General features: G+C 40.9%; 14 protein-coding genes. 3 read left to right on the top strand and 11 right to left on the bottom strand.

Annotation, left to right across the window (positions count from 1 at the left end; all coding sequences use genetic code 11):
• Nucleotides 1-11: 11 nt before the first annotated feature.
• Nucleotides 12-1,799, bottom strand: coding sequence for a type VI secretion system tip protein VgrG (gene vgrG / locus DBR40_RS07730; protein WP_124559175.1), 1,788 nt, complete (start codon nucleotides 1,797-1,799; stop codon nucleotides 12-14).
• A 154-nt stretch (nucleotides 1,800-1,953) separates the two neighbouring features.
• Nucleotides 1,954-2,805 carry a DUF5694 domain-containing protein gene (locus DBR40_RS07735; protein WP_124559176.1) on the bottom strand — a complete coding sequence of 284 codons (852 nt, stop codon included), beginning with the start codon at nucleotides 2,803-2,805 and terminating at the stop codon, nucleotides 1,954-1,956.
• Nucleotides 2,806-3,234: 429 nt separating this feature from the next.
• On the opposite strand from DBR40_RS07735, the gene DBR40_RS07740 reads away from it, so the two are divergent.
• The gene (locus tag DBR40_RS07740; RefSeq protein ID WP_158674008.1) at nucleotides 3,235-3,450 is read left to right on the top strand and encodes a cold-shock protein; all 216 of its coding nucleotides are present in this window, start codon (nucleotides 3,235-3,237) and stop codon (nucleotides 3,448-3,450) included.
• Nucleotides 3,451-3,485: 35 nt separating this feature from the next.
• On the opposite strand, the gene DBR40_RS07745 is transcribed toward DBR40_RS07740, so the two are convergent.
• From DBR40_RS07745 to DBR40_RS07755, 3 genes are all read right to left on the bottom strand, one after another.
• The gene (locus DBR40_RS07745; RefSeq protein WP_124559178.1) at nucleotides 3,486-5,654 is read right to left on the bottom strand and encodes a family 43 glycosylhydrolase; all 2,169 of its coding nucleotides are present in this window, start codon (nucleotides 5,652-5,654) and stop codon (nucleotides 3,486-3,488) included.
• Nucleotides 5,655-5,919: 265 nt separating this feature from the next.
• Nucleotides 5,920-6,384 carry a phage tail protein gene (locus tag DBR40_RS07750; protein WP_124559179.1) on the bottom strand — a complete coding sequence of 155 codons (465 nt, stop codon included), beginning with the start codon at nucleotides 6,382-6,384 and terminating at the stop codon, nucleotides 5,920-5,922.
• Between the two features lie 29 nt (nucleotides 6,385-6,413).
• Nucleotides 6,414-7,991 carry a phage tail sheath family protein gene (locus tag DBR40_RS07755; protein ID WP_199748299.1) on the bottom strand — a complete coding sequence of 526 codons (1,578 nt, stop codon included), beginning with the start codon at nucleotides 7,989-7,991 and terminating at the stop codon, nucleotides 6,414-6,416.
• A gap of 310 nt (nucleotides 7,992-8,301) precedes the next feature.
• Here DBR40_RS07755 and DBR40_RS07760 point away from each other — a divergent pair, with 310 nt between their 5' ends.
• Nucleotides 8,302-11,367 carry a beta-L-arabinofuranosidase domain-containing protein gene (locus DBR40_RS07760; protein ID WP_124559180.1) on the top strand — a complete coding sequence of 1,022 codons (3,066 nt, stop codon included), beginning with the start codon at nucleotides 8,302-8,304 and terminating at the stop codon, nucleotides 11,365-11,367.
• Between the two features lie 332 nt (nucleotides 11,368-11,699).
• Nucleotides 11,700-13,127 carry a Gfo/Idh/MocA family protein gene (locus tag DBR40_RS07765; RefSeq protein WP_124559181.1) on the top strand — a complete coding sequence of 476 codons (1,428 nt, stop codon included), beginning with the start codon at nucleotides 11,700-11,702 and terminating at the stop codon, nucleotides 13,125-13,127.
• 79 nt (nucleotides 13,128-13,206) lie between these two features.
• Here the strand turns inward: DBR40_RS07765 and DBR40_RS07770 are convergent, their stop codons facing one another.
• From DBR40_RS07770 to DBR40_RS07795, 6 genes are all read right to left on the bottom strand, one after another.
• Nucleotides 13,207-15,561, bottom strand: coding sequence for a family 20 glycosylhydrolase (locus tag DBR40_RS07770; RefSeq protein WP_124559182.1), 2,355 nt, complete (start codon nucleotides 15,559-15,561; stop codon nucleotides 13,207-13,209).
• A gap of 7 nt (nucleotides 15,562-15,568) precedes the next feature.
• Nucleotides 15,569-17,773: an alpha-galactosidase gene (locus DBR40_RS07775; protein ID WP_199748300.1), complete on the bottom strand. Its 2,205-nt coding sequence runs from the start codon at nucleotides 17,771-17,773 to the stop codon at nucleotides 15,569-15,571.
• 675 nt (nucleotides 17,774-18,448) lie between these two features.
• Nucleotides 18,449-20,407, bottom strand: coding sequence for a hypothetical protein (locus DBR40_RS07780; RefSeq protein WP_124559183.1), 1,959 nt, complete (start codon nucleotides 20,405-20,407; stop codon nucleotides 18,449-18,451).
• A 38-nt stretch (nucleotides 20,408-20,445) separates the two neighbouring features.
• Entirely contained in the window at nucleotides 20,446-20,772 is a 327-nt protein-coding gene (locus tag DBR40_RS07785) for a hypothetical protein (protein WP_124559184.1), read from the bottom strand.
• 84 nt (nucleotides 20,773-20,856) lie between these two features.
• Nucleotides 20,857-25,191 (bottom strand): PAS domain S-box protein, encoded by a 4,335-nt coding sequence (locus DBR40_RS07790; RefSeq protein ID WP_124559185.1) that lies wholly within the window; start codon nucleotides 25,189-25,191, stop codon nucleotides 20,857-20,859.
• A 249-nt stretch (nucleotides 25,192-25,440) separates the two neighbouring features.
• Nucleotides 25,441-26,391 carry a sugar transferase gene (locus DBR40_RS07795; RefSeq protein ID WP_124559186.1) on the bottom strand — a complete coding sequence of 317 codons (951 nt, stop codon included), beginning with the start codon at nucleotides 26,389-26,391 and terminating at the stop codon, nucleotides 25,441-25,443.
• Nucleotides 26,392-26,394 lie beyond the last annotated feature (3 nt).

Genomic DNA, 26,394 nt, shown 5'->3' on the forward strand with positions numbered 1-26,394 from the left:
TTCTTTTTTATTTAGTTAATCATAATCATTGCGCTGTTAAGCGTCAACTCCATTCCACTTTTAATTTGGGCAGTCATCGATCCCATTGCAGAAAACTCCATATCGGCATGTTGTTTAATGTTGAGGCCGCTAATGTTCACATCTCCCCCGTTGGCCTGAACAGCTGCTCCTTGTTCACCTGCTATTTTTATCCCCAGACCAGCTTCAATGCTGATGTTTTTAGGGCTTTTGATGCTAATCCCGCTTGCCGACATGGTAATGCTGTTACTGTTTTCATCGCGAATGGAAACTTCTTTGTCTTTATCGTTAAAAATGATCGTATTCTGTGCCGGAGTAGCAATGGTTAAGACTTTATTTTCATCGTCAAATCTGATACTGATATTTGATTTGGTAACAAATGCCTTAATTGCATTTGTTTCGTTCGGGTTAAGGCCATTACTAGGGGTTTGTCTTGAATTGCTGTACATGCTGCCTAAAATTACCGGGCTGCGTGAATCTTCATTTAAGAAACCCAGTACCACTTCGTCTCCTACTTCGGGCATAAAAAATGTACCTGCACCACTGGTAGCATAAAAGCTGGCCAACCTTGCCCATATACCCTGTCCGTTCTGATTAAACATCGGCACATCAACCAAAATGCGGTATTGCATTTCAGGATCATTGTAAATTTGCTTTACGGTGCCATTAAACAAGCCGCGCCCTGCACTTAAAACACCTGAATCAGTGCGATCAGATTTTTCGATCAACCATTCGGGAGAAAGCCCTACAGAAACTTCTGTAATCCAGTTCCCTTCCATAATGTTGTGGGTTACGCCCGAAATAATGTAATCGCCATTAAACCTGTCGCCGAGACCAGTTATGGTAATAAATTTACCAGGATCGACCAGTGAAGTGCCTTGAAATTTAGCTTCTCCCCTGATTTTAGCATAGTCAGCCTGTAACATCTTTGCTTTTGCCCAATTGTTAAGCGATTCATTTTCCATCCGGGCTGTGGTTTGCAATTCATATTCGTTTAAACCAATTACCTGTGCCAATGCAGCCGGTGAAATATTACCCGGGCCGGTATAATGACCTGCCGCTGTTGCACTGTTAACGCTTTGTGTGGTGTAATCCCAGCTGCTGGTTTTTACGCTTTCTAACTGCGTAAGGGCATCCATATTTGCATTAAACTGGAGTAACCCCGTGCCATAACTAACCGTCATCACCGGATTGGAATCAAATCCGGGAGCTTTAACCGATACGATACCATTTATTGCAGTAACAATTAATCCGTTCATTCCGGCAAGTGATACCATAAAATCCCAATCCGTTAAACTATATTGTACCTGGCTTGGCCAAACCTTAGCGGTTTTGCTTACATCAGCAGTTAATGTCCCATATTTGACAATGAGAGAAGTTATAATATCGCTGTCTTTCAGCTCTGAGAATGTAGCATTCTTTTGGCCAACCGTCATTTTTATGGCTTCATCCCTGCATTCAACCTCCATTGCCGAACCAATAAGTTCATCAATACGGATAGATTGACCGGTAATAATTCCTGTAAAAATTACAGCATTAGTACCGTCGTAACCAGCTTCAATGCTAATCAGATTGCCTGGTACAAAAAGAGATGATGAACTGACTTCGAATGTTCCCTTGTCGGGCTCACCATCTAAGATGGTAATTTTTGCTAACGAAATGCGGTTTACCTTTTTCTCTATCTGGATAGATTTTATAGCTATGCTGTCGGGAATAGGGCTGCCTGCAACCTTAATGCTGTAGGTAACTAAATCACCTGAGATACTTACGGGTGTTGTCATTTATTGAGAGATTGATCGTTTTAATGAAATGATTAAACCAAATATCAACAAAAGAAACAGAAAGGAATGAACACTACCGAAGGTATTTTCACCCTTTTTTAAGGGGAATAAATAGTAGCTGAAAAATGAGCTACGCCTTTACAAACAAAGAAGTTTACAAAACACCATTAAGTTTTACCAAGTTAAATCTTTTATCGGCCTTAATAAAATCTTCCATAATTGCTGCGTGGCCTGCCCCTATAATAATTACTATATTATTATCACCAGCCGAAACCTGATTCTGGATATTGGAATACATAATGAGATTGCGTTTATACCATGCTGCTACCAAATCCGATCCGAAAAAATCGTCAGGCTGATTTACCCTGTTTAGAAAAGAAATGTAAAGTCCTTTGTTCAACTGATATTGTTCCTGCGAGTTGAGACCAAGCAATACATCTTCAAGCCTAGGCTTGCTCAGGCAAGCATTCATAAATACTTCCAGCTCTGTAATCTGTTCCTGATAATCGGCGTAGGTAAAAGAGCGGTTTGCCTGCAGCTTTGATTTTATCAAATCAAACCGGATGGGAACATCATCATAATCCATGGCATAAATACTATCGTTTCTGGCTTTTTTTGCTAGCCTAAATCCCAGCTGAAAAGTTTCATTTTCGCTGTAAAACCTTCTGTTAAATGCATTTAAGGTATCGGCGTTATAAAATGGTTTTGCATTTTTATAAAGAGAGTACATAGCATTAAGCTTATTGTTTTTTGATGCATCGTATTCTACAAAAACCTTATCTGGACGATATTTCCTGATCAGTTTACCTGTAATCCGATCCAGTCCCTGTTGATTTTCATCGCTCAAAATATTGCGGTCTTTCATTTTCCCTTCATCAAACCCCGGGTTGTTAAAATGGTAGATACCGATAAGCACCACGTTGGTTTTATGTTGTGAAAAGCCGGTTGATGAAAAGAAAAAGTACACCAAAAGGTTAATCAGGGATATATTTTTTAGAGCAGGCATTTAAAGGAGCTGGTTTTGTAATTAAAAATCTGGCGATTTCTTTAGCTGAAGATAATACGAGATACAACAGATTCTATATCAGATTTTTTTAACCTGCTTGTGCGTACCATTCTACAATAAAGTGTAAGTAGAAGCCAGAAAGTGCGAAAATAAGACAAATAAACAATAACTCACAACATAGAGATATTATTTATGTGCTTATGTAGTCTTATTAGCTGTGCATTAAATAACAAAAAGGAACAATCATAGCCAATCCCCACGTAAGTACAACGCAATGGTTCAAGCAGTAAGATGAACTATTAATGAATAAAGTTCAAAATACTAGTTAATTATTGTTTTTATGTAACAAACTTGTTATATTCACAAATTCGGAATCAGAATTGATTTCCAAATAAAAAATTAATTTAGAATACACCAATGCAACCAGATATGAGAAAAGGCATTATTACACACATCGATTTACTATCGGGAAAAGGTTTTATCGAAGACGAAAATCAACAGGATATTTCCTTTTACCTTATCGATGCTCAGAGCAACCTACGGACCGGAATTTTGATAGAATTTGAAATCGCACTTGACGATAACGGCTTGTTTGCCACAAATGTTCAGTCGCTGGTGTTACAAGAACCTCTTTTGGCCGGATAATACTTTACTATTACATTTATTCTTTGAATCACCTTTTATTTACCAGGCTTTGTTTGCTGCTGTAGTTTTTGAATATCAGCTTTAATTAACGCGTAATCATACATCCTTAATGAAGCCATAAATCCGCTATAATTCTCCCCTTCATCTGATGCGCCTACTATAAATTCCGCCTGCTTAATTGCTGAACTTAAGGTCATACTTTGTTCGTTATCCAACACACCATCAACATAAATCTTCTCTACCATACCATCGAAGGTGAGTACTAAATGGTGCCATTCGTTAGCTTTGGGCAGCTTATTAAAACGCATATCAAAATGATAATCGAGATGCCCCGCAGCACCATAGCCTGCGCTGTTGTAGTACATGGCATTATAGGAGTTTGCCAGGCGCATGGCATTTCTGTTGCACCACGACATTAAACATTCGCGGTCTTTGTTTACCTCGGGGTTTTTCACCCAGGTAGCTACCGTATACGAACCGTTCCAGGCTAATTGTTGCGGAACCGGTTGATTGGAGGTTAAATACCCATTACCAAATTTCAGGGCTTTTACCCCCAGTTCATCTTGTTGAACAGGAACCTCCCCTATGCTTTTAAAAAAACCACCTAAAGTACCCCCGTTTTGCAGAGTGGTAACTGATTTGGTTACAGAAGCTTTGGCCACATCCAGATTGAGGAGCATTTCTTTTTTACTACTTACTGCAGGGCCGTTTACAGAGTTTTTATTTTTTATGGAAAGCGGAATTTCGAAAAGCGAATCGTAAATTTTTAAATTCCAAACTGCGGCATATAAACCCTGCTTTTCGGTGCCTGTTACGGTTAATTTAATGTACCGTGCCTTTACATCATTATCATCAATCATGGGGCTCCCAGGAGTACGATTGGCAGATTGATCTGAAAATACTTTCCAGTTTTTACCATCGCTGGAGTACTGCAAAATGTATTGATAATAAAATGTAGGGAATTCGAATTGCGTAAATATGCGTTTTACTTGTTTTTCTGCTCCGAGATCTATGGTTAAATCCTGCGGGAACCGGTTACTTGCCGCTTTCCAGAGCGTGGCATTGTTATTATCGGTTGCCAGGGTTGGCTGGTAAGTATAATTAACATTTTGCCCCAGCAAGTGATAAGCTGATGATGCCGTAGCTGGTTTATTTAGCGCAAGGTTAACAGGTATTTTTTGTTTTGCAGGATTGATATAACCTGTGTTTTTGGGATCAACAGCTTTGATGGTCGAATCATTTTCAAAAATCATTTTATCGATACATACCTGCCTCGAAAGTCCGCCACGGGTCATCGGGTAATCGTGTTTATGGTAAACAATATAGTAATCATCGCCCTCCTGCAGTACCGAATGGTGCCCTGGACCATGCACTGTTTTATCTGGATTGGTACTCAGAATTGGATTATTGGCACCAGGCGTAAATGGTCCGTATGGTGTATTTGCATAAGCATAACGCACATTATAGGTTTCATCGTGACAAGAAGCACCGGAATACATCAGGATATATTTATTTCCCTTTTTCATCATGTATGCGGCTTCGAAAGACGCCGGCGTTTGTACCAAAGGAATGTTATTCGATTGCTGCATATCCTTCATGGTTTGAGGATTAAGCTCACCTACTGCATAACCACCATTATAATGTACCCAGGTGCCCCAATAGCCATAAATTTTACCGTCGGTATCGGTAAAAAACTGTGCATCCAATGACGGGAAACCTTGCCTCGGATAGTTGTGGGCAATAACGGGTTTATCGTTTTCATTCAGTTTTTTCCAGGGGCCAACCGGTGTATCAGATACGTAACCATAAATGTTGCAGCCCATTTCGCAGTTACCGAAATAGAGATAATAGCGACCGTCTTTCTCGATAATATCGGGTGCCCAAAAATTAACAAGGGGTATTGTGGTAAATGATGGCACATCCATGGTGTAATTGTACCAGTTCTCAAAATCTTTACTGTACCACACTGTAGGTGCTCCAGAGGCCAGCATAACATTATCTGTAGTGGAATAGATATAATAGATATCGCCAAATTTCTTTATCGTTGGATCGGCAAAATAACCAGGCAATAAAGGATTTAATTTGGCACTAGCAGCATGAGGGATTATTTCCTGAGCATGTGTTTTTTCAAGGCCTTTTAGCAGGCAGGCTGCCAGGGCCAATAATAGGAAGAGCCTTAAAAACAACAGGTATTTTTTCTTCATTTTACACCTTGTTAAACAATAAAAATTTGCATGGAGCAACCATTATTTTATATCTCTATAAGTTAAAAATAGCGTATAGCAGCCCTGCGATTTGATTATTCTCAAAGATAGATTTGAAATGCCTGCATAGCGTTGATGGATATTAACCTGATGTACCTTGATTTTAACAGAACTGAAAAGAAGAAAGATGATCTTCGGGCTACACCAGGCAGTCGATCAAATTAGCCGAGGTAAGAACACTGATTTGATCGACTTTAATGACGAACTAGCTAGCATTGGTAATCGTAAGCTGTTCGAATGCAATTTCGAGCGATTCAACTGCTATTTCATTGCCTTCTGATTTGAGGTCGGTACTGGTAATTTTTGTTGGCCATGCATTATTCAGTTGCCATTGCATGGTAGTTTTACCTGCCTCATCAAGCAGCTTAATCAATACCGTTCTTCTTTTAATTATATTCATGCTGATTGCCGAATGCCAATCCCAGAAAGAATTATCGTTAACGAAAATCCCTTTTTTCAAAGTTACATTACCATTTTTTACCAGTCCCGGCATTTTTTCGGTTGAAAATAACGGGCTATTGCTTTTACGGTACTCGATAATTTGATTTTCGGCCTCCAGTCCCGATACTTCCTGAAAGGCTATGCCTTTTAATGTGCTACCCAAATCTACCTCAAACCTGAATTTTGGCAGCGGCCATGCTTCGCCACCGGCTTTTCCATCATTTGCCATAATTGTATATTTTTCTTTTATAAATTAAATTAACCCTTTTGCATTTGCTGCCGAAAAGTAAGCACTATAAATTCTGCTGGCCGCACTACTGCTACTTTTATAACAACATTCATATATCCGTTCAAAATATCATCGGCTGTCATGGTAGTTCCCAATCCGCAGTCTACCGAAAACGCATCGGTAGCACTCGCCCCCTGCAGCGCTCCATCTTTCCATAATGAGGTTAAAAAGCTGCCAAGCATTGCTTTCACCGCTTCCCAGGTATTTTTATCGTTTGACGAGAAAACATAGGCCTGTAAGGCCAGTTTACACGACTGTTCGATCATGGTTAAGGTTCTTCTAACGGGGATGTACCGCCAATCCATACTGTTGCCATCTAAGGTACGCGCACCCCAAACCAAAATGCCTATGCCGTTTAAAAATCGAATGGCATTGATCGATTTACCAGAAACAGCATCTACGTTAAGCGGGCCTTGTTGGCTTTCTGATAAACGGATTGGTAAAGACACTGCTCCTACAATTGAAGTATTGGCCGGAGCCTGCCACACCCCAACCTGATTATCGGTAGTGGTTATTACCCCAGCCATGGCTCCGCTGGTAGGGAGCGTATTGGCCTGAGCCAGCAGATGCGTAAGGATTTGCACATAATCCTTACTGGCGTTGCTTAAGGCGTTATGATATTGCGCTATCGTTAAAGGTGTTCCACCAGGATTTTCGATGTTTTGCAGGATTGTTGCCACAGTCGGGTTAGGGTTTTGGGGCGAATTGAGTAATGGTGCGAGTTGTTTAACATGGCCACCAAAAAGATTGGTATAGTTAACATCTGAATTACCCATTATCGTAGTACCAATAAAAGGATAATAAGCTACACCATAGTTTAAGCCTTGCTGCCCTGTATTTCCCCTGAATGTTTCAATATCGCTTGTATAGGCTACAGGGTCGGGATTGCGTCCTCCAATTATATCAAAAATACTAATGGCGGTTTGCATAATTTCGCATTGTGCCAGCATGCTTTGCATTAATTGGGCATTTTCAGGTACCGATAACAAAGTAGCTTCGGGACATATATACATGGTAGGCTCCTGCTCATGAAGTAAAAGTGCAAGACCGCTTTCCAAATCGGCCAACGATACATTTGGATTTACAATCTGCTGGCCAACATCAATGGGCTTCCCGGATTCCTTGCCATAAGTGCCTACCGAGACGATGTAAGCATCGCCACCCCCGTTCTGATAAAATAGTCTGATACTATTGTACAGATAATAAATGGTATTGGGATCGGGCAAAATGGCATAACAGGTATTGTTAATTAATACGTAATCCTGGTTTGCCGGTATACTATTTTGCTTTACCGGATAATATTGCGGGTGATATTGTACCGCCGGGCTGGCTGGAGGAGCCGGATCAGGGTAACCATAAATCGCCATAAAATCGGCAAAACTGCTAATTTTAGTCGCTACATTAGTGTACGATTTACCCTCGTAGAAGGCTTGCGGCGTATAACCTATAAATGCCGGAACTGCCGTAGCTACCTGAACTACACTGTTTGGAAAGGCATTTAGCTCATTGATGTAAACACCCGGAGTTTTAATATTAGATTCGATCATGATAATTTAGCTATGCTGGTTTTACAAAGGTTGATTAAGCACGAATATCAACAAAAAGAAACAGAAAGCCTGCAGCAACAAAGAGCGTATTTTCACCCTTTTTTACCTCCGGCTTAACCATATACAGGCTCCCATACCTACAATAAAGCCTTAGCCTGATACATTTGTTAATATCCTGTAGCCATTAGCTAAAAAAGAAGTATAAAAACACGGGGCTTGTCTTTAATTTTAGCAGAAATTTAAAAGCAATCGTATGCTGCAGAAATGCTCATAAAAAGATTGTTTATTTGCCATCCCTCAACTCATTAGAATGAAATTATACAAGTTATTCCTTCAGTCGGCGCTATTTATTGCCTTTTTAACCCATAACACCGGTGTTAAGGCACAGAATGGCGATCAGATTTTAGATGGGGTTGGTGAAACAGCCATGAGTGCACGCTACAAATTTAACGGCGATGCTAAAGACTGGTCGCGCAATAACCTGCATGGCAAACTCTTTGGTAACGGAGCCAAATTTGTAAATGATAACCAGTTTGGGCCGGTTTTATCGCTTTCGGGCGAATCCAATACTTTTATTACCCTACCGGCAGCCGTATTAACCGATATGGAATCGATTAGTATCACCGGTTGGATTTATTTACGGTCTAACCAGCATGGGCAACGTTTTTTTGATTTTGGACAAGATGCAGCCAAACATTTTTCTGCCGCCCCAACAGGTGCCAACGCAAAGGATGGCTTTCAGGCCTTTATTACCACTAATAAGGGTGTTAAAGGCGCTAGCTCACCAACCGCTGTAGCGCTTAACCAGTGGGTAAACCTGGCCATTGTTGTGGATATTCCTTCTAAATCGATTACAACTTACATTAATGGCAAAATCGCTAACGAAACAAAAGATATTCCGCTCGATTTAACCACAGTATTCGGGCAAACATCAAAAGATAAAAACCTGCTTTACATCGGAAAATCGCTTTTGCCAACTGATCCTTATTTAAATGCTTTAATACACGATTTCAGAATTTACCGTGTGCCGCTGAGTTACAGACAGGTGGGTTACATTTACCGTAATGCCCTTAAAGGTGGCAGTGAAAGCACCGTAAATACAACAGCGAAAAAGGAAGACAATCTCCAGAAATTTTCGCCAGCTACACCCCAACTCTACAATACCTATTTAACCAGTGTGGCGGATGTGGCAGTGGCTACAACTGTTGGCAATTTACCCCGTTTGCCAGTCTACATTGAGGGAACTTATCGCAGTGGAAAAAGCGGACCAAAAGTACGGGTAATATGGCCTGCTCCTACAGATAATACAGCTGTTTTAAAAGCCGGACAATATGCCCTAACTGGTAAGGTACCCGGCACAAACTTAAAAGCAAATGTAGTTGTTACGGTTAAGGAAGCTGGCAAAGCTGTTTTGCCTGCTTTAAAGCTCGAATCTTTCCATTTAGATCAGGTTACCTTAAAAACGGATGTGGAAGGACATGGTACAAGTTTTACCAAAAACCGCGATAAGTTTATTGAAACACTGGCGAAAACTGATCCGAATTCCTTTCTGTACATGTTCAGGCATGCTTTTGGGCAAAAACAACCCGAACGTGCAAAGCCACTGGGCGTTTGGGATAGTGAAGACACCAAATTAAGAGGGCATGCCACTGGGCATTACCTTACAGCTATTGCCCAGGCTTACGCCGGCACCGGATATGATGCTGCGCTTCATGACAACTTCGCGAAAAAAATCGATTATATGGTAAATACCCTTTACGATTTATCGCAACTATCGGGAGCACCACAAAAAACAGGCGGCCAGTTTGTTGCTGACCCGGCAGCTGTACCGGCAGGCCCCGGAAAGGCAAGCTTTGATTCTGACCTGAGTGGAGCGGGGATCAGAACGGATTACTGGAACTGGGGCAAAGGATTTATCAGTGCTTACCCACCCGATCAATTTATAATGCTGGAGCAGGGCGCAAAATACGGTGGTCAGAAAAACCAGATTTGGGCTCCCTATTACACCCTGCACAAAATTCTGGCAGGTTTAATAGATGTGTACGAAGTAACCGGCAATAAAAAAGCACTCGAAATTGCCACCAACATGGGCGATTGGGTAAATGCGCGTTTGAGCAAACTGCCACAAGAAACGCTGATTAAAATGTGGAATACCTACATTGCCGGCGAGTATGGTGGCATGAACGAATCGATGGCCCATTTGTACCAGATTACCGGAAAGCCTGAATACCTTAAAACAGCGCAGCTGTTCGATAATGTTAAGGTCTTTTTTGGTGATACCGCACACATTCATGGATTAGCCAAAAACGTTGATATTTTCCGCGGCTTGCACGCCAACCAGCACATTCCCCAAATTGTGGGCAGCATCGAAATGTATCGTGCATCTAATAATCCTGAATATTACCAAATTGCAGATAACTTTTGGCATAAAATGATTAGCGATTACATGTACAGCATTGGTGGTGTTGCGGGTGCACGTAACCCTGCAAATGCTGAATGTTTTGTTGCCCAACCGGGTACTTTGTACGAAAACGGGTTCTCGGAAGGTGGCCAAAACGAAACCTGTGCCACCTACAACATGCTTAAATTAACCGGCGATCTTTTCCTTTTCGATCAGAGGGCCGAATTAATGGATTATTACGAACGTGCCTTATACAATGATATACTGGCATCGGTAGCCGAAAACAGTCCGGCAAACACTTACCATATTCCGCTAAGACCCGGATCGGTAAAACAATTCAGCAACGCAGATATGACGGGCTTTACGTGCTGCAATGGTACTGCGCTCGAAAGCAGCACCAAGCTACAGAACTCGATTTACTTTAAAGCTAAAGATGATAAAGCACTGTATGTAAACCTGTTTATCCCTTCTGTATTAGATTGGACTACACGTAAAGTAAAAATAACGCAAACCACCGATTTCCCGAGAGCAGACCATACGCGTCTCAGCATTCAGGGGAATGGAAAGTTTGATGTGAATGTACGGGTACCGGGTTGGGCTACCAAAGGTTTTTTAGTGAAGATAAATGGTGTGGCACAAAAACTTGAGGCTAAACCAGGCACTTACCTTAGCTTAAGCCGCAACTGGAAGGATGGCGATATTATTGAACTGAAAATGCCTTTTACCTTTCACCTTGATCCTGTAATGGATCAACAAAATATAGCCAGTTTATTTTACGGACCGGTATTGCTTGCTGCCCAGGAGCCTGAGGCAAGAAAAGACTGGCGCAAAGTAACCCTAGATGCCAATGATATCAGTAAATCAATAAAAGGTGATCCTGCTCAATTGCAATTCAACATTGACGGAGTAAACTTTAAACCGTTTTATAATACCTATGGCAGACATTCGGTTTATTTGGATGTTACTTTAAAGTAAAAACAGGAGGGTTATTGGTTCATTGGTGCCAATCCCTCTTAACATACATCTTGTTTGATAATTGGTTATTGAATATTGGTTATTAGCCAGTTGGTTTCCCTCAATTTATCTTAAATCCCGTTTGATTATTGGACATTGATTATTGGTTATTACTTCACCTACCATTACCTTTAAAATTGTTACATAGACCAGGAATGCGCAAAAACATAATTTCCATCGATTGAAATAAAATAAAACTTACTTACAAACTATTAGAATGTGACTCGTTTAGTCTTCTATCATCAATTTCAGTAGTGTTTTTACTATATTCAACGCCATAACCAACATATAATATGAGCGATAGTAATTATTCCAGAAGAAAGTTTTTAACACAAGCCTTACTGGCTTCGGCCGCGGTGGCTGCGCCAGGTTTTCTATTTGCCAAGGGTCAACCTATACCGCGTTTTGCAGCAGGTGAAAAAGTAAACCTGGCTTGTATCGGCATTGGAAACCGCGGTGGCGAAATTATTCGTGAACTTTACAACACCGGATTAGCCAATATTGTTGCTTTATGCGATGTAGATATGGAAGCGCCACACACGCTGCCTATCTTAAAAATGTTCCCAAATGTGCCCCGTTTTAAAGATTTCAGACAGATGTTCGATAAAATGGGCAACCAGATTGAAGCTGTTTCTATAGGTACGCCCGATTTTTCACATTTCCCGATTACCATGATGGCCATAGGTTTGGGTAAGCACGTATATGTTGAAAAACCAATGGCCCGCACTTTCAACGAAGTTGAATTAATGATGAAGGCTGCAAAGAAAAACCGGAAAGTGGTAACTCAAATGGGTAACCAGGGGCATTCTGAAGCTAATTATTTCCAATATAAAGCCTGGGTAGATGCCGGGATTATTAAAGATGTTACCGCCATTACCGCCCACATGAATTCTCCGCGGCGCTGGCATGGCTGGAATCCCAAAATCACCTCATTCCCGCCGGCAGAAACTCCACCGTCAACACTCGACTGGAATATCTGGCAAATGCAAACCCAGGGACATGAGTATAACAAAGATTTTGTAAATGGCCAATGGCGCTGCTGGTTTGATTTTGGTATGGGCGCTTTGGGCGATTGGGGTGCACATATCCTCGATACTTCGCACCAGTTCCTCGATCTGGGCTTGCCTTACGAAGTAGACCCGGTTAAATTAGAAGGGCACAATAACTTCTTTTACCCGATGTCTTCTACCCTATCATTCAAGTTTCCTAAACGCGGCAGTATGCCACCTGTCGAAATTAAATGGTATGATGGTATCGATAATCTTCCGCCAATACCAGCAGGTTACGGTGTACAAGGGCTCGACCCGAATATCCCGCCACCGAGCAACGGCGCAGCTACCACAGCTAAACTAAACCCAGGCAAGATTATTTATGGCAAAGATTTAACTTTTAAAGGAGGTTCGCATGGTAGCACCTTGTCTATTATACCTGAAGAAAAGGCTAAAGCAATGGCTTCCAGCTTACCGGTTGTACCACCAAGTCCGTCAAACCACTTTGCCAATTTCCTAAAGGCCTGCAAAGGTGAAGAGAAAACACGCTCGTCTTTTGATATTGCTGGTCCGTTAAGTCAGGTATTTTGCCTGGGCGTACTTGCCCAATGGACAGGTGAGAAAATCGTGTTCGATAGAAAAAAGAAAATAATTACCAGTAGTAAAAATGCAAACGAATTGCTAATTGGCCCACCGCCACGCCAGGGATGGGAACAGTATTACAAAGTATAATTGCTATGCATTAAAAATAGAAAAGCCTTTAAAGGCTTTTCTATTTGGTTTATCTAATCAGAAACCATGTACTTCACTGTTATAAACCTGCAATGGTCATTTCATTCAATCGCTTATTGTAAACTTTGAGCCCTGAAACCAGACCATAGCTGCCTTTATTTGCATCGCCAATATAATTTAAAGGAAATACCAGGGTTTGCATGCGGCTTATTTTACCTTCGGTATTGGTAAAGCTGATTTTTTTACCTTCCATTTTTTGAATCAGCTTTCCGTCTACATAAATCCATGTACCTTTTTCATTTCCTGTAATGACAAGCTTATAAGTTTTATCAGCAGCAAAAGTGAAATCGAAAACATCGGTATAATTCTCGCGGCTAAAACCCAATTTTAAACCATCCTGATTAAGTAGGTAAACATTTGCATTTTCAGATTTAAACAAGGAAACACTATCCGGACTTGCCGCTGGCGTGTGCAAAGTGAAGGCAACACTATAGGGGTAGCCAATTTCTTGTAAAGGCAACTGAAAGGGTTTAGCCTGTTTTGTGGCCAATGAATTCTGATAAACCAGTGAATCTGCCCCATTAGCACGAACAATACCACGCATATTTAGGCCTGGCCCTTCGCTTATACTTGCTGCATTTTTAGTAAAGTTAGCCCAGTTGGATTGATCGGTTTTACCCGTCCACATTTTCTCTGCCAGGACCTGCATGGCAGGAAAAACCCTTTGGTGTACATCTTTCATGGTAATTCCGTTTCCTACATGGTCGTTCCATACGGCAAACATACCACCTCTGATTTTCGGATGCCCCATTGGAAAGACTACATTTCCAATCTGATTAGGCTCCCAGCTATCATAAAGCCGTTTAACATTCAAAAAATCGTAATAATACCCAGCAGCCGGTACAATATAAAGCCATCCATCTGGTGTACTGATCTGATCGTAACCCAGGCGAACCATTTCTTTAGGTTCTGCATAACCATTGTACCAGGCATTCATAGTAACATCATCGGCAGTTACAGGTGTTGTACCCTGGGCATGGCTTAAAGCGCCCCATAACCGTACTCTCTTGCCAAAACCTTTTACATAGCGGATGTAATGATCTGTAAACTCCCTGAAGCGCTCAGATTCCTTTTTAGCATATTCATCGGTACCAATATGCACTTCAGCACCTACAAAAACAGGCTCTTTTCCGCTGATGTATTCTTTAAAAACATTGTCGATAACTTCGTAAGTTTTAGGGTTATTGATATCCAAATGGTCCATACCGTAGGCTTTACTGCCTATTTCAGGAAATACTTTGGTAAAAGCCAGCGAGTGGGCAGGCACATCAATTTCGGGTATAATGCGGATCCCGTACAATTGTGCCGTTTTCTGCAACTCCCTGAAATCGGCTTTGGTATAATAGCCATCCTTAGCCGTTAATGCAGGATAAGTGCTGCTTTCCAATCGAAATGCCGAATAGGTTTTACTCCAATCGCCTCCAAAAAACTGCTTAAAGCCATTGTCATTCAAATGAATATGAAAATCGCCCATTTTATAATAGGCCATCATTTTCACGTAATGTTTCAGGAAATCGAGCGTAAAAAATTTACGTCCTACATCGAGTACAAAACCCCTTACTTCGTATTTAGGGTAGTCGTGCGTTATTCCTTTAACAATCTGGCTATGCGCAGGATCTTGTTCCAACAATTGTAAAATGGTTCGGGTAGCCCAAAATGCGCCTTTATAGTATGGGGCATTAATTTGAAGGGTTTGATCGATATTAAGCGCATAACCCTCTTCTCCTAAATTTTGCTGTGTTGAATTGATATTGAGGACAATATCTCCAGTTTTTGCCTTACCACTGGCAATACTTAAGGCGCTAAAGCCTGTTAATTGCTTCAGATCTTTCAGCAAAATTTCTGCAGCTGGTGTTAACAGCTTTTTAGCCTTTGAACTAATGATTATCCTGCTGTTTGCCTGTAATTTAAAATGTCCGCTACCACCTTTCCACTCCTGTAATGTAGGAATAACGAAAGGTTGTGGATTTACACCGGTTTGTGGGCGGTATTTCCCGGTTACTTTAACAGTTTGGGGAAATTCGTAAGCACGGTTATTTTGGGTATTCCTTAATCTCAATACCAACTGAACTTCGCAATCAGTTAAGGGCTGATAAATTTTTCCTTTTAAATCTATTACAGGTTTTCTGCTCGAACCATAGAGCGAAAGTGCATAGCCTGAAGCCGGTTTCGGCAGCACCAACTGGCGGGTACCTGGTGCCACTTCATCGGTAACCGATAAACCTGAAATTACAGCTTTAAATGCTGTAGTATCGGCAGCGGTTAGTTTTGCTTCTTCCTGTGCATGTACCCCTGTACCAATAAATAGTGTGCAAAGCAGCGCTCCCGTTATTTTTACTACGCTGTACTTGTTTTGATTTTTTTTTAATTCCATAAATATGTTATAAGGCAGAAAGTTTGCTATTGGTTACCCCTTCAATTACAAACCATGTATAGCTTTCGGGTGCGATGGTGAATGTGAGGTCGACGGTATAATCTCTGTTTAATTTATAGTTTTTAAAGCTACCTTCTTTTTCTTTAACCCTGGCAATATCGGTTAAGCCCGTATAATACAGGGGCACCTTAATGGTTCTAACTATTTTTTCTTTTGTTGGATTGTACAGCATCATCAAACCTTTTTCTTTCTGATCGGGGTTAACATGTAAAATGCCATCCCAATCTCGGCCATCTGCGCGGCGTAAATGGATCACATCCGAATTGAGGACATTCCGGTATTTTTTGTACCAGTTAATTACGTTTACAACCGTTTGTTTGGTTTCTTCGGTATCGTACAAACGTGGACCACGGTAACAAGCCTGCACGCCGGCGCCATAATATTGCATCATTAATTGCTCGTAATCTTTTAAATGATCGGCCAATGGTTCTAATGTTGCAGCACTACCACCACCTTGGTATTGGGTTAGCGGTACAAAGCCCCAACCCATTGAAGGCGTTTTTATCCAGGTTGCATCGTAAATATTCTGGCGGTTAAGCACTTTCTGATGGTCTCTTGGCAACGAAAAATTCACCTCTCTGTAGCCCAGGGCAATTTTATGGGTACCATCTAAAAAGTACCAGTCAGGTGCATTAATGTAAACACCCTTTTCGTTAAGCCAGGTATATAATTCTTTCTGAATTTCCATTTGTTTCCATTGCGAATCATCTAAACCAGTATGCCCCGGGTGCGTGGTTGAGGCGCATACATCGCCCGGATATGGCCCGTCGTTTTCCCAGATATCGAAACCGGTTTGGGTATAGAAATTCTTGATGTTATCGCGGTACCAAAGCCCCCATTTGCTACCAAAACAGGGCGCATGACCAAAAAATGCACCACCAGGTTTACCTGTTTTAGGGTCAACTACATCGTTATCGGGACTAATACTACGTGAGCTGAATAAAGAATAACCACCAATCTTAATATTTTTACTGTGGGCATAATCGGCAAGTGTTTTCCATCTTTTAAGGTTTACCTGCGAGGTATCTTCCATATTTAAATTACTGCCAAAACTAATAATCAGCGCTTCGTAACCTGTGGCTGCACATTGATCGATGGCGGTACGCACCTGGTTTTCATTCCTGGCCACCAAATGCATAAATATCGGATTGGCCGAGGTCCATGGTGCTATGGTACGGTACATTTTTCGGACAGCCAGGCCGCGACTTTCCCTGTCGTCTTTGTTCATCAGCAGTTCGTGTGTGCGAACCGAGTTAAGGGTTGCTCCTGCCTTTAATTCAATTCCTTTGGCTTTTTCGGGATAAATTTCTAAAAGCACAGGGGTTTGGTAACGGTAATGCACCTGAGAGGTATAGGTTGAATCAGGTTTCCAGTGCGTGGTTTGATCACTGTTGGCATAGTTCATGGAGTTATTAAATGCGTAATTGGTTTCAAAATAAATTCCGCTGGGTTTCTTCATGATTTCGAAACTCCCTTCTACCGAACTCTCTTCTTCTACCATGCCTAAAACCTCGTTCACCACCTGATCGATTTTAAACTGCTTGCTTCCTTTATTCTCTACTTTTAACGATTTCACCATTAAAGGAATGCCATCGTAAATTTCGTAAACCACATTCACTTCCAAGCCGTTAAGCTCTTCAGCCTGTGGCCTGTATAAAAACGAAACGGTTTTGCCTGTTGCCGGTTTACCAGCCAGCGCCCAAAAGCGGTTACTGCTCCATTTTATGTGGGGTGTAATGGGCTTAACATCGTAAGCTACGTATTTAAAATCGGTTGTACCGGCTTTAAATCCATCAACCCACTCAGGTAGTAAATAGGCTTTTTCTGTTTGGCCGGTAAGTCCGCCTATGTTATAGGTTTTACCGTTAATGGTTAAGCGGGCTTCTTCTCTTACCGATCGCAACAATTGCTGCCCGGTGTTTAAATTGGTATAATCAATACATGCCAAATTGGGCGAAAGCCTGAATACGCGTTTTAAAAGTCCGTTTTGTAAAACAATATCTTTCCCATCGGCACTTTTGGTAACCTGGGCTTTTGCCATAACTGGCTTAATTAGCCAATCCTGAACGGGGATAGTTTGCGTAAATGCCCTGGGCGTAACGCAAAAAATCAGGGGAGTAAGTAATAGAACCTGTAATTTTCTAAGTTTCATTGTGTTTGGTTGTTTACTATTTGTTTAGTATGTCTAAAATATAAAAGATAAATAACTATTTAGTAAGCTTGTTTTTAACAGCTTAAAATAAGATGATGAATGTTTATTATTATTTTCGATAAAAGGTTTATTCCAAATATATCAGGACGGGAGAACTTGATAGCATCCTGATTCTCCGAGACATAGTAAGCCAAATTGTACGGTGCGCGGTCATACTTTTTAAAAAGCACCTCATAGAAAACAGCAACATGTATTTCATTTTGGCTCGTAATCATTGTAAAATATTTGGTTGGTCAAATAGCGTTTTTTTATTTGTTTGAATGTTTAATTATTTCATCAAATCATTGAGCGATATTAGCATAGATGGCTAGAATTTTAGTTTCTTTTAAAACACAGCGTTTACCAGCAAATGGTGCATTAAGCTAAAAGCATTTAAATGAGATGTAATTGCCTGCTTATTAAAAGGTCAAATTAAATATTTCTGGCGCGATAAAAGTTGGCATAAATTGCTCAATACCGATGCTTTTTTTGCCACAGAAGGTGATTTTAATAGCCGCTAAGCCATTTTTTGGACAAACGTTGCCTTGCTCAAAAATGAAGTTACTTTGAACCTGAAATGAATTTGATAAAATTGATTTTTTAAGAAAATACCTGTTCTTAATTTCGCAGTTTTTATTACATCAGAGTAGCTAGTGCCTGCATACCTGACTGTAACGAGCTGAGTTTGGTTTGCGCTTCATTCAATACTCTTGTAGCCTCGCTTAACTGCAGTGCTGCAGCCGTTTTTGATTTATAAAAATGCTTAATTTTCTTATTCGTATTGTCATACTCCATGTGCAAAAGCTCGCTTAGTGAAGCTTGCTCATTGTTTTCGCCTACATGGTTGATTAATTTTTTTAGTGCAGATACATGGTGTGTCACTAACTTTAGTATGGATTCGGCCTCCATTTCTGTTTTTTGTGCCGCAATAGTACTCTGAATGGCGATCAAAACCAAGGCTACCGCATTATTTGCATCTTTACCGGCCGTAGCAATCAGGCTTACCAAATCATCGGATATTAAGGGATTAACAGCTTTTTTACGCGCTATCAGATTAATGAGTTTTTCAAGCAGACTAGAAGTAAAAATAAGTTTATCCTGTACGGTACATATGCTGCGAAATAAAGCATTGACCTGCGTATTGGCCTGTGATATTTCATCAAACGCGACCTCAGCATTATTTTTTAGTTCAGCAACAACCTGCTCCAATTGCTCGACCACAATATTATCATCTTTAGCCAGGGCATTCTTATTTGTCCAGCTATCAAGCGATAGCTGCAAATCACTGTTTTTACTCGTCAATGAATTAACCGTGTGCTCACTTATATTTACTAATTGCTGAGTCTGCGTTATCTGAAACTTCAACCTGTCGATGTTAAACTTGCTATTTTTAGCTGCTTTTTCATTTTTAGGAATTACGTAAGCATCCGATTTATTGCTCAAAGTAAATGCCTGAGATGGTGCAGACAGATAATCACTAAAAGAAATGATTTTTTTCTTATAAGCGGCATCAAAAATGGCCATTACAAAAACCACGTAGGCTACCCCCGCGATAATCAGATCGTTATCAGCATCTTTTAAACCTTTGATATCGTTAACCAAAACTTCAACCAGGTTAGTCAATTGTTCTTTTTTTAGGGCTGGCACCTCAATTAAAGGTTCATTCTCTGCTAAAAGCATTTGGGCATTTAATTCAGAAAAATTTTGTTTGTTACTGTCTTTAACTACAATAACATAGTAACGCTCTACGGGATAGTATGGCATCCCAATGGGCTTTTCTATATCGAAAGGACTTGTAATCGGATTAAACTTAACTTTAAAGCTAAGTGCGTGCTCTCCGTTGCTTACCTTAAGATCAAGATTGAGTTTACTATTGATGAGTTTATAGACAGACCTGGCAGCAGCATGCGCTGTAGTTGCAATTTCCAGCCTTCCCTCATTTTCTTTTTCAACAGCTATTGCATCGGTAAGCGAATTGCTTGTTTTAAGGATATCGGCAAATGAACTATCTAAATTCGCTTTTGAATTATTTAAAACACCCTCTATCAGTCGCTTAACTGTAGCTGCCTTTTCTAATACTGAAGATGAAGAAACCTCCGCTATTAACATAGCCGCTTCCATTGCAGTTTGCGAAGCATGTTCAGCATCAGCCGCTACCTCGTTCATTAATGTGTAAACTTCTTTTACTACTAAAAAGATATCAGTGCCATAGTCGGCAGCATTTACTAGGCTAAAAACACTTCCCATATCGCTTGCCAAACGTACAATAGCATTGGTAGAAACCTGAATATTAGCTGCAGCTTGTGCTGTACCGAATACAGATTGTATTACATATTGGTTAGCCTGGCCTACAACATTTACCAGAGTATTGCAGATTTCCATCACTTTCAATACCTGAAAGTGCATAGAAGTTTTTGCCGCTAAATACTTATTTGCTGCTTCGAGTCTTTCTTCTGCCGCAATAGCAGCAAATTTAGCTTCCTGAAAAGTAAATTGCACAGTGCTTTCCTCCAAGCTAAGTTCTTTTTCTTTAGCATTCAGGTTTTGCAGTGTGGCCAGGACTGTGGCATGTAAATTATCACTATAAGTATTCATGGCAGGTTGTTTTACAATTGAGTATAAAATTACCGGTATTATTTTTTCCAGTACAAGGTAAGCCTGATGCGTTGGGTTGATGCGCAAAAGATCATATTCAGGTTGGCATGAACCTCTTCACTCTCCCAAAGCGTATCCTGGTTAAGGTATTTAGTTCCTTCATCATTAAGGAATTTAGGCTGCTCATCAGCTTTATCAGCCTTACCAAATTGCTTAATAAGTTGTTTTCTAATTCTAAGATACTCTTTGCTGTAGTTTTCAAGTTTCGCACTTTCCGTTTTGCGGTTTGCTAACATCTGATTCAAATTGGCATAGCGCTCAACCTCCCAATCATAGGATATAAGCGTTGAAAGCGTTAATTTCATGGTCTCAATTTAGCACATTATTCTCATATTGAAAATAGATGGATTTGGTTAAGCAGCAATTAATTTTTCATCATTTAACTACAATTACTGAACATAGACCTCTAAAATCGGAAGCACAGACTTAATGCCTAATCTTAATTCTCCAACCACCTTCGAGAAAGCGGCAACATCGGAACAAGGGATATTTTGGAGTTTCCCACTCATCCAGGCCAGGTTTTCAAGGCCAGCAGAGCTCGACATGCCGTAAAGTCTGTGTGCCAGAGAAATCACTATCTCACAATCTTCGGGTCCAATTTCACGGTCTAACTCTTTGAGGGCCGTATGCAGCTGATCAATGGTTATCCCAATAATCTTACGCAGCTTTACACTATCGCCCTTAAAATATAAATCAAGTTTACTGATATTAAAATGAGGCCTGTTTATGTTCTCTTCATCAGCTTCATAGGAAACGGGATCGGCCGGCCGTACCAGCCATTTATCGAGTATAGTGGCTATATGTTCTTCTAAAACAGGTTTGGTTATAAAATCGTCCATGCCTGCTGCGATACTTTTCTCTCTTTCGCCCATCACATTTGCGGCAGTTAAGGCAATAATTGGTACTCTTGTATCAACCTCTTGCGACCTTATTTTACGTGCACATTCATATCCATTCATTTCTGGCATTTGAATATCCATAAAAATCAGATCAAATGTTTGATGTTGACAGAACTCCGCACCCAAAACTCCGTTTTCTGCTTCAATTACCATGCTTCCTGGACATAACTCTTCTAACAGAGAACGTGTGAGGAACCTGTTTACGGCGTTATCCTCAACAATCAAAAATCTGTAAATCAGGTTTTCCCTTTGAGTGGTTGATGCAACATACTGCCGATTCTGATAAGCCACTTCCCTTGTTCTGATCCTTGTCAGGGCCAGATAAAGGTCGTTCATTTTGATCGGTTTAAGCAACCTGTTATCAATATGAAGATCATTACAGGCCTTGATTATCTTTCCATCATCTGATGAGCTATGTAAGAGGATCAGCGGAATCTCTCCAGCATCTGAAGAGAAGTTTTCCCTGATTTTGGCTGCAGTTTCCAGTCCATCCATATACTGCATGTGGTAGTCGAGCAATACAGCATCGTAAGTTTCGCCTGCTGCCAGCAATTGAAGTGCCTCAAAACCATTTTTAGCATGATCGGATTCGATATTTTTCAGGGCGAGCATATCTGTTAATATATCCCTGTTGTTATCGTTATCATCAACAATCAGCACCTTACTGATACTCTCCATACCCATCCATTCAATCAGGCCACCTTGTTCTGCGCGTAGGTTTACATCGAAATAGAAGGTACTTCCCACACCCGGCTCGCTCTCCAGATTAAGTCGGCTATCCATCATATTTAATAGCTTATTAGAGATGGTTAAGCCCAGACCTGTGCCCCCGTATTTCTTTGTAGTTGATGAATCTTCCTGTGAAAAAGCCTCGAAGATTTTCGCCTGTTTGGTCTTTGCAATTCCAATACCGGTATCGCGCACGGAGAACCTGAACCAATGGTTATTATCTTCGCTTTTCAGCGATTCTATTTTAAGCTCAATTTCACCTTCTTTTGTAAATTTTGCGGCGTTTCCCAGCAAATTGATCAATACCTGTTTCAAGCGTATGGCATCTGCCCAAATGAACCTTGGCAAATCCGGGTGAAGATTCAACAGCATCTCCAGGTTTTTAGTGTGAATCTGATAATTGGTGATATCGCTTGCCTGCCAGGCTAGTTCATAAAGATCGCACCTGTCTACATCGAGTTCAAACTTGCCAGCCTCAATTTTTGAAAAATCAAGTATGTCGTTAATAATTCCCAATAAGGCATTGGCCGACTGATGTACAATTTTAAGGTACTGCTGCTGGGTACCATTTAGCTGTGTTTTCAATACCAGATCGGTAAAGCCGATTACACCATTAAGAGGCGTTCGGATCTCATGGCTCATATTCGCCAGGAATTCGGATTTTGCAAAATTGGCAATATCAGCACGCAACCGCGCCGCGGTCAGTTCCTGGCGGTGCTGCACAGCTGCAGAGATATCGTGCGTAAAAATCATCATTCCGCCAATAGATTTATCGGCTTTGTACCAGGGGGTCATCTCCCAGGCAATGTGCTGTGAGTCGTTACTTACCGGATCAATGTAAATGTCTTCATCTTTTTTGATCGTTCTCCCTTTTAAAACCTCCTGATGTACGTCTTTTCGCTCCTGAGACAATTCTGGAAATACCTCGTAATAAGAGTAGCCTTTAATATTGCCTTCAATGCTGGTGTAAGCTTTTATCCATGTCCGGCTCGCAATCAAAAACTGCATATTATTATCAACCATGGCTACTGATGCTGGCGCATTCTCAATAAAAGCAAGTAATAATGCTTTTTCCAGTGCTAACTCCTGTTGGATTGCTTCTTTATGCGTAATATCGACAGATATTCCCAAATACCCTATCGTATTGCCGTTATTGCCTTTTATAGAAGTAATGGATAATGATACCCTTACCCTTTTAGCATCTTTTGTAATAAAAGTAAAAATCCTTTCCCTTTCAGGACTATCTGCACACTGTGCGTAAAAACCGAATCCGGTTACTTCATTGTTAGTAGCGGAGCTAAAATCGGCACAAATCTCCGAAACCTCCTGCTCATCGTGGAACATGACGGGCGTTTGTTTTCCCACCATTTCTTCGGCTGTATATCCCAGCATCCGTTCAGAGCCTTCATTAAATACGGTAATTATCCCCTCCAGATCGGTTGCAATAATACTCACACCGGTAGCCGCTGAGAGTACTTCATCCAACAGCTTTTTAGATTCTATAACGGCAAGTTGTGCACGTTTCTGTTCATCAATATCCTGCATGGTACCATATATCCTTACGGGAACACCGTTTACCATTTCAGCTTTGCCAATAGCCCTTACCCAGATATCACAGCCATTAAAATCGGTGATCTGAAGTTCCTGATCGTATTCCTTTCCGCCGTGCAGGCATTCATCAATAGCGTGCAATATCCTGTCTCTGTTTGGACCAGGCTGATAAAAAGCAATAGCATTGTCTACTGTGGGGATAAAGTCCTCAGGTACGCCATGAATTTCGCGGGTTATTTTTGACCAATGGAGCTGTTGATCCTTAACGTTCAGCTCCCAACCGCCAATTCTTGCCAAACCGCTGGTTTCTTCGAGCAAATCTCTGATATGAATCAGATCGGCTTCCAGTTTTTTCTGGTCAGTAATATCTACCGCATTCCCAACAATATAAGGTTCGCCCTGAAGGTCTTTTTGCAGTATATTCGAATAAAGCCATAAGCGCTCCTCACCCGATTTACGCTTAATGATCATATACCCCGTTGAATGGCCCCGCTCAATTATATCTTGCAGGTACTGGCGTAAATTTGGGTGCCTTTCGGCTGGAATGATATCGAAAAGACTTTTTTTAATTAATTCTGACCTCCGGTAGCCTAGCGACCTGGCTCCGGCAGGATTTAACGAGATCAGGTTTCCTTCTATATCATGTGTACACATTAGTCCCTGAGAACTTTCAAAAAATGCCTTTAATTTCTGTTCGCTTACTCTTAAGGCATGGTTCTTTTCCATCTCAGCAGTTACATCCCTACCAATTGCGAATATAACTCCATCCCTTTCTTCAGCTGTGGCCGTCCACTCAATCATCCTAAATCCTCCATCCTTTATGGCTATCTGATGAGTAGGGTCTTCCTGCTGAGCATGGTTTTTAAAATTTTCCCAGATTCTGCCGGCTTGCTCAATTCCATCTGCCGGAACAATATCAAGCAAGGTTTTCTGTTTTAAATCCTGCTCTGTCCAGCCCAGTTTAGTGTTGAAGCTGCTGTTCATCCGCTTAAATCTTAAATCTTTATCCAGGATACAGATAAGATCGTCGGAATGTTCGAAGAGTAGGCCTATGTTTTTATCTTCAGCCTTTTTTACCCTTTCCTGAATGAGGGAACTGATTTCTTCGACCAGTAGCGAAAGTAGTTTTTGCTGGGTTGTTGTGATTTTTTGGGGCACCGTATCCATCACAGATAATGATCCCAGAACGACACCATTATTATCTGTTAGCGGGTAAGCTGAGTAAAACCTTATTTTTTCTCCACTACCTATCTCTGGGTGCTCCTTAAAACGTTCATCATTGAACATATCTGCGGTTATAAAAATCTCGGCCGAAGCCAAAGAATAGGTGCTCAATGGCAAAACAGCAGACAGCTCTTTAACACTAAGGCCCTTAACTGCTTTACACCATAGCTTAGTGCCATCCGAAAAGGAAATCAGCGAAATTTTGCTATTACAGATCAAAGCAGCCATCTCGGTAATCCTATCAAAATCATTTTCCCTGTCCTTCCCTATTATTTCATAACTGTAGGATTTCCTTAAACGTGCGGTTAGATCTTCTTGCATTCCAATAATGTTTTGTTCAATGGCTGTAAATCAGCTGAGCTAATCTACTTTTCCAGTCAGAGGCAAACTGTACCAACGCATTTGCGGGTGCTAGTGCCCCCAGGGTTTATAAATGGTGGTTACTGCTTAAAGATGAGAAAAAAATAGCAGGTATACTATATTCGATTTCCTTTTTACAGGCCAATTTTAACTTTTTTGCTATCGGATAGTTGATCGTCATTTCTGTTCACATCATGCAATGCTTTTCGGTTATACATTTTCCTTCTGAAATAGTGCCGGTATGGTTTTTAAAATAAGCCTGATATCGTTCCAGAAACTTTGTTTTAATGCATAGGTATTATCGAGTATTAGCCTTTCTTCCTCGCTCATTTCTCCCCTGCCGCGTTTTTCGACCTGCCATAAGCCCGTTATTCCGGCCGGGGCAGCAAACCTCAGCACATACTTGTCTGTAGTTAGTTTCTCGGCTTCATAAATAGGCAATGGTCTGTTGCCCACTATACTCATGTCGCCCTTTATTACGTTCCAAAGTTGCGGCAACTCATCTATACTCGTATTGCGGATAAAATTACCAACCCGGGTTACCCTCGGATCGTTAGCGATTTTAAAAAACGCTGATCCGCTTTTTTGAGCGCTCAAATACACATCATCTTTCTCACACCACTGGGCTCCATCTCCATAAACCGGATATTGGCATTTCCCTAATGCTGTACAGGAGCTGCAGAGTGCAACATCTGCTTTGCGTACTTCTTTTTTTTCCTGATCAACATCGTACTGATTCAAATGTTTCAGGTCTTTAACTTTTTGGTCAGCATTAACATACATTGACCTGAATTTATAAAAACGAAATACTTTAAACCCTGTTCCACTCCTTAATGAATAATAGAATACAGGTCCTTTAGATTCTATCCATATTGAAATGGCTACCAGTAACAATAAAGGGAACAGTAAAACCAGGGCTAATCCGGCAAAAAACACATCAAACAGTCGCTTGGCAAATCCAATATGATAAACCGGCCTGCTGGCTATTTTTACTTCACGGTTAAGTGAAGCCCAGTTATTGACCAGGAATACAAGTCGTTTTTCAAGGCGTTCTTTTTCAATGGGCAATCTGAAAACATCAGAAACGCCAGCCGTTAAGGCCAATATCCTCAAATTAGGATTAAAGTACCTTACAACTAGAAAAAAAGGGATTGCAGGCATCTG

Source organism: Pedobacter sp. KBW01, assembly GCF_003852395.1.
Taxonomy (GTDB): Bacteria; Bacteroidota; Bacteroidia; order Sphingobacteriales; family Sphingobacteriaceae; genus Pedobacter.

Bases quoted from the DNA above. Each gene is read 5' to 3' on its own strand.
- vgrG (WP_124559175.1), bottom strand. From the start codon at position 1,799: ATGACAACACCCGTAAGTATCTCAGGTGATTTAGTTACCTACAGCATT.
- DBR40_RS07735 (WP_124559176.1), bottom strand. From the start codon at position 2,805: ATGCCTGCTCTAAAAAATATATCCCTGATTAACCTTTTGGTGTACTTT.
- DBR40_RS07740 (WP_158674008.1), top strand. From the start codon at position 3,235: ATGAGAAAAGGCATTATTACACACATCGATTTACTATCGGGAAAAGGT.
- DBR40_RS07745 (WP_124559178.1), bottom strand. From the start codon at position 5,654: ATGAAGAAAAAATACCTGTTGTTTTTAAGGCTCTTCCTATTATTGGCC.
- DBR40_RS07750 (WP_124559179.1), bottom strand. From the start codon at position 6,384: ATGGCAAATGATGGAAAAGCCGGTGGCGAAGCATGGCCGCTGCCAAAA.
- DBR40_RS07755 (WP_199748299.1), bottom strand. From the start codon at position 7,991: ATGATCGAATCTAATATTAAAACTCCGGGTGTTTACATCAATGAGCTA.
- DBR40_RS07760 (WP_124559180.1), top strand. From the start codon at position 8,302: ATGAAATTATACAAGTTATTCCTTCAGTCGGCGCTATTTATTGCCTTT.
- DBR40_RS07765 (WP_124559181.1), top strand. From the start codon at position 11,700: ATGAGCGATAGTAATTATTCCAGAAGAAAGTTTTTAACACAAGCCTTA.
- DBR40_RS07770 (WP_124559182.1), bottom strand. From the start codon at position 15,561: ATGGAATTAAAAAAAAATCAAAACAAGTACAGCGTAGTAAAAATAACG.
- DBR40_RS07775 (WP_199748300.1), bottom strand. From the start codon at position 17,773: ATGAAACTTAGAAAATTACAGGTTCTATTACTTACTCCCCTGATTTTT.
- DBR40_RS07780 (WP_124559183.1), bottom strand. From the start codon at position 20,407: ATGAATACTTATAGTGATAATTTACATGCCACAGTCCTGGCCACACTG.
- DBR40_RS07785 (WP_124559184.1), bottom strand. From the start codon at position 20,772: ATGAAATTAACGCTTTCAACGCTTATATCCTATGATTGGGAGGTTGAG.
- DBR40_RS07790 (WP_124559185.1), bottom strand. From the start codon at position 25,191: ATGCAAGAAGATCTAACCGCACGTTTAAGGAAATCCTACAGTTATGAA.
- DBR40_RS07795 (WP_124559186.1), bottom strand. From the start codon at position 26,391: ATGCCTGCAATCCCTTTTTTTCTAGTTGTAAGGTACTTTAATCCTAAT.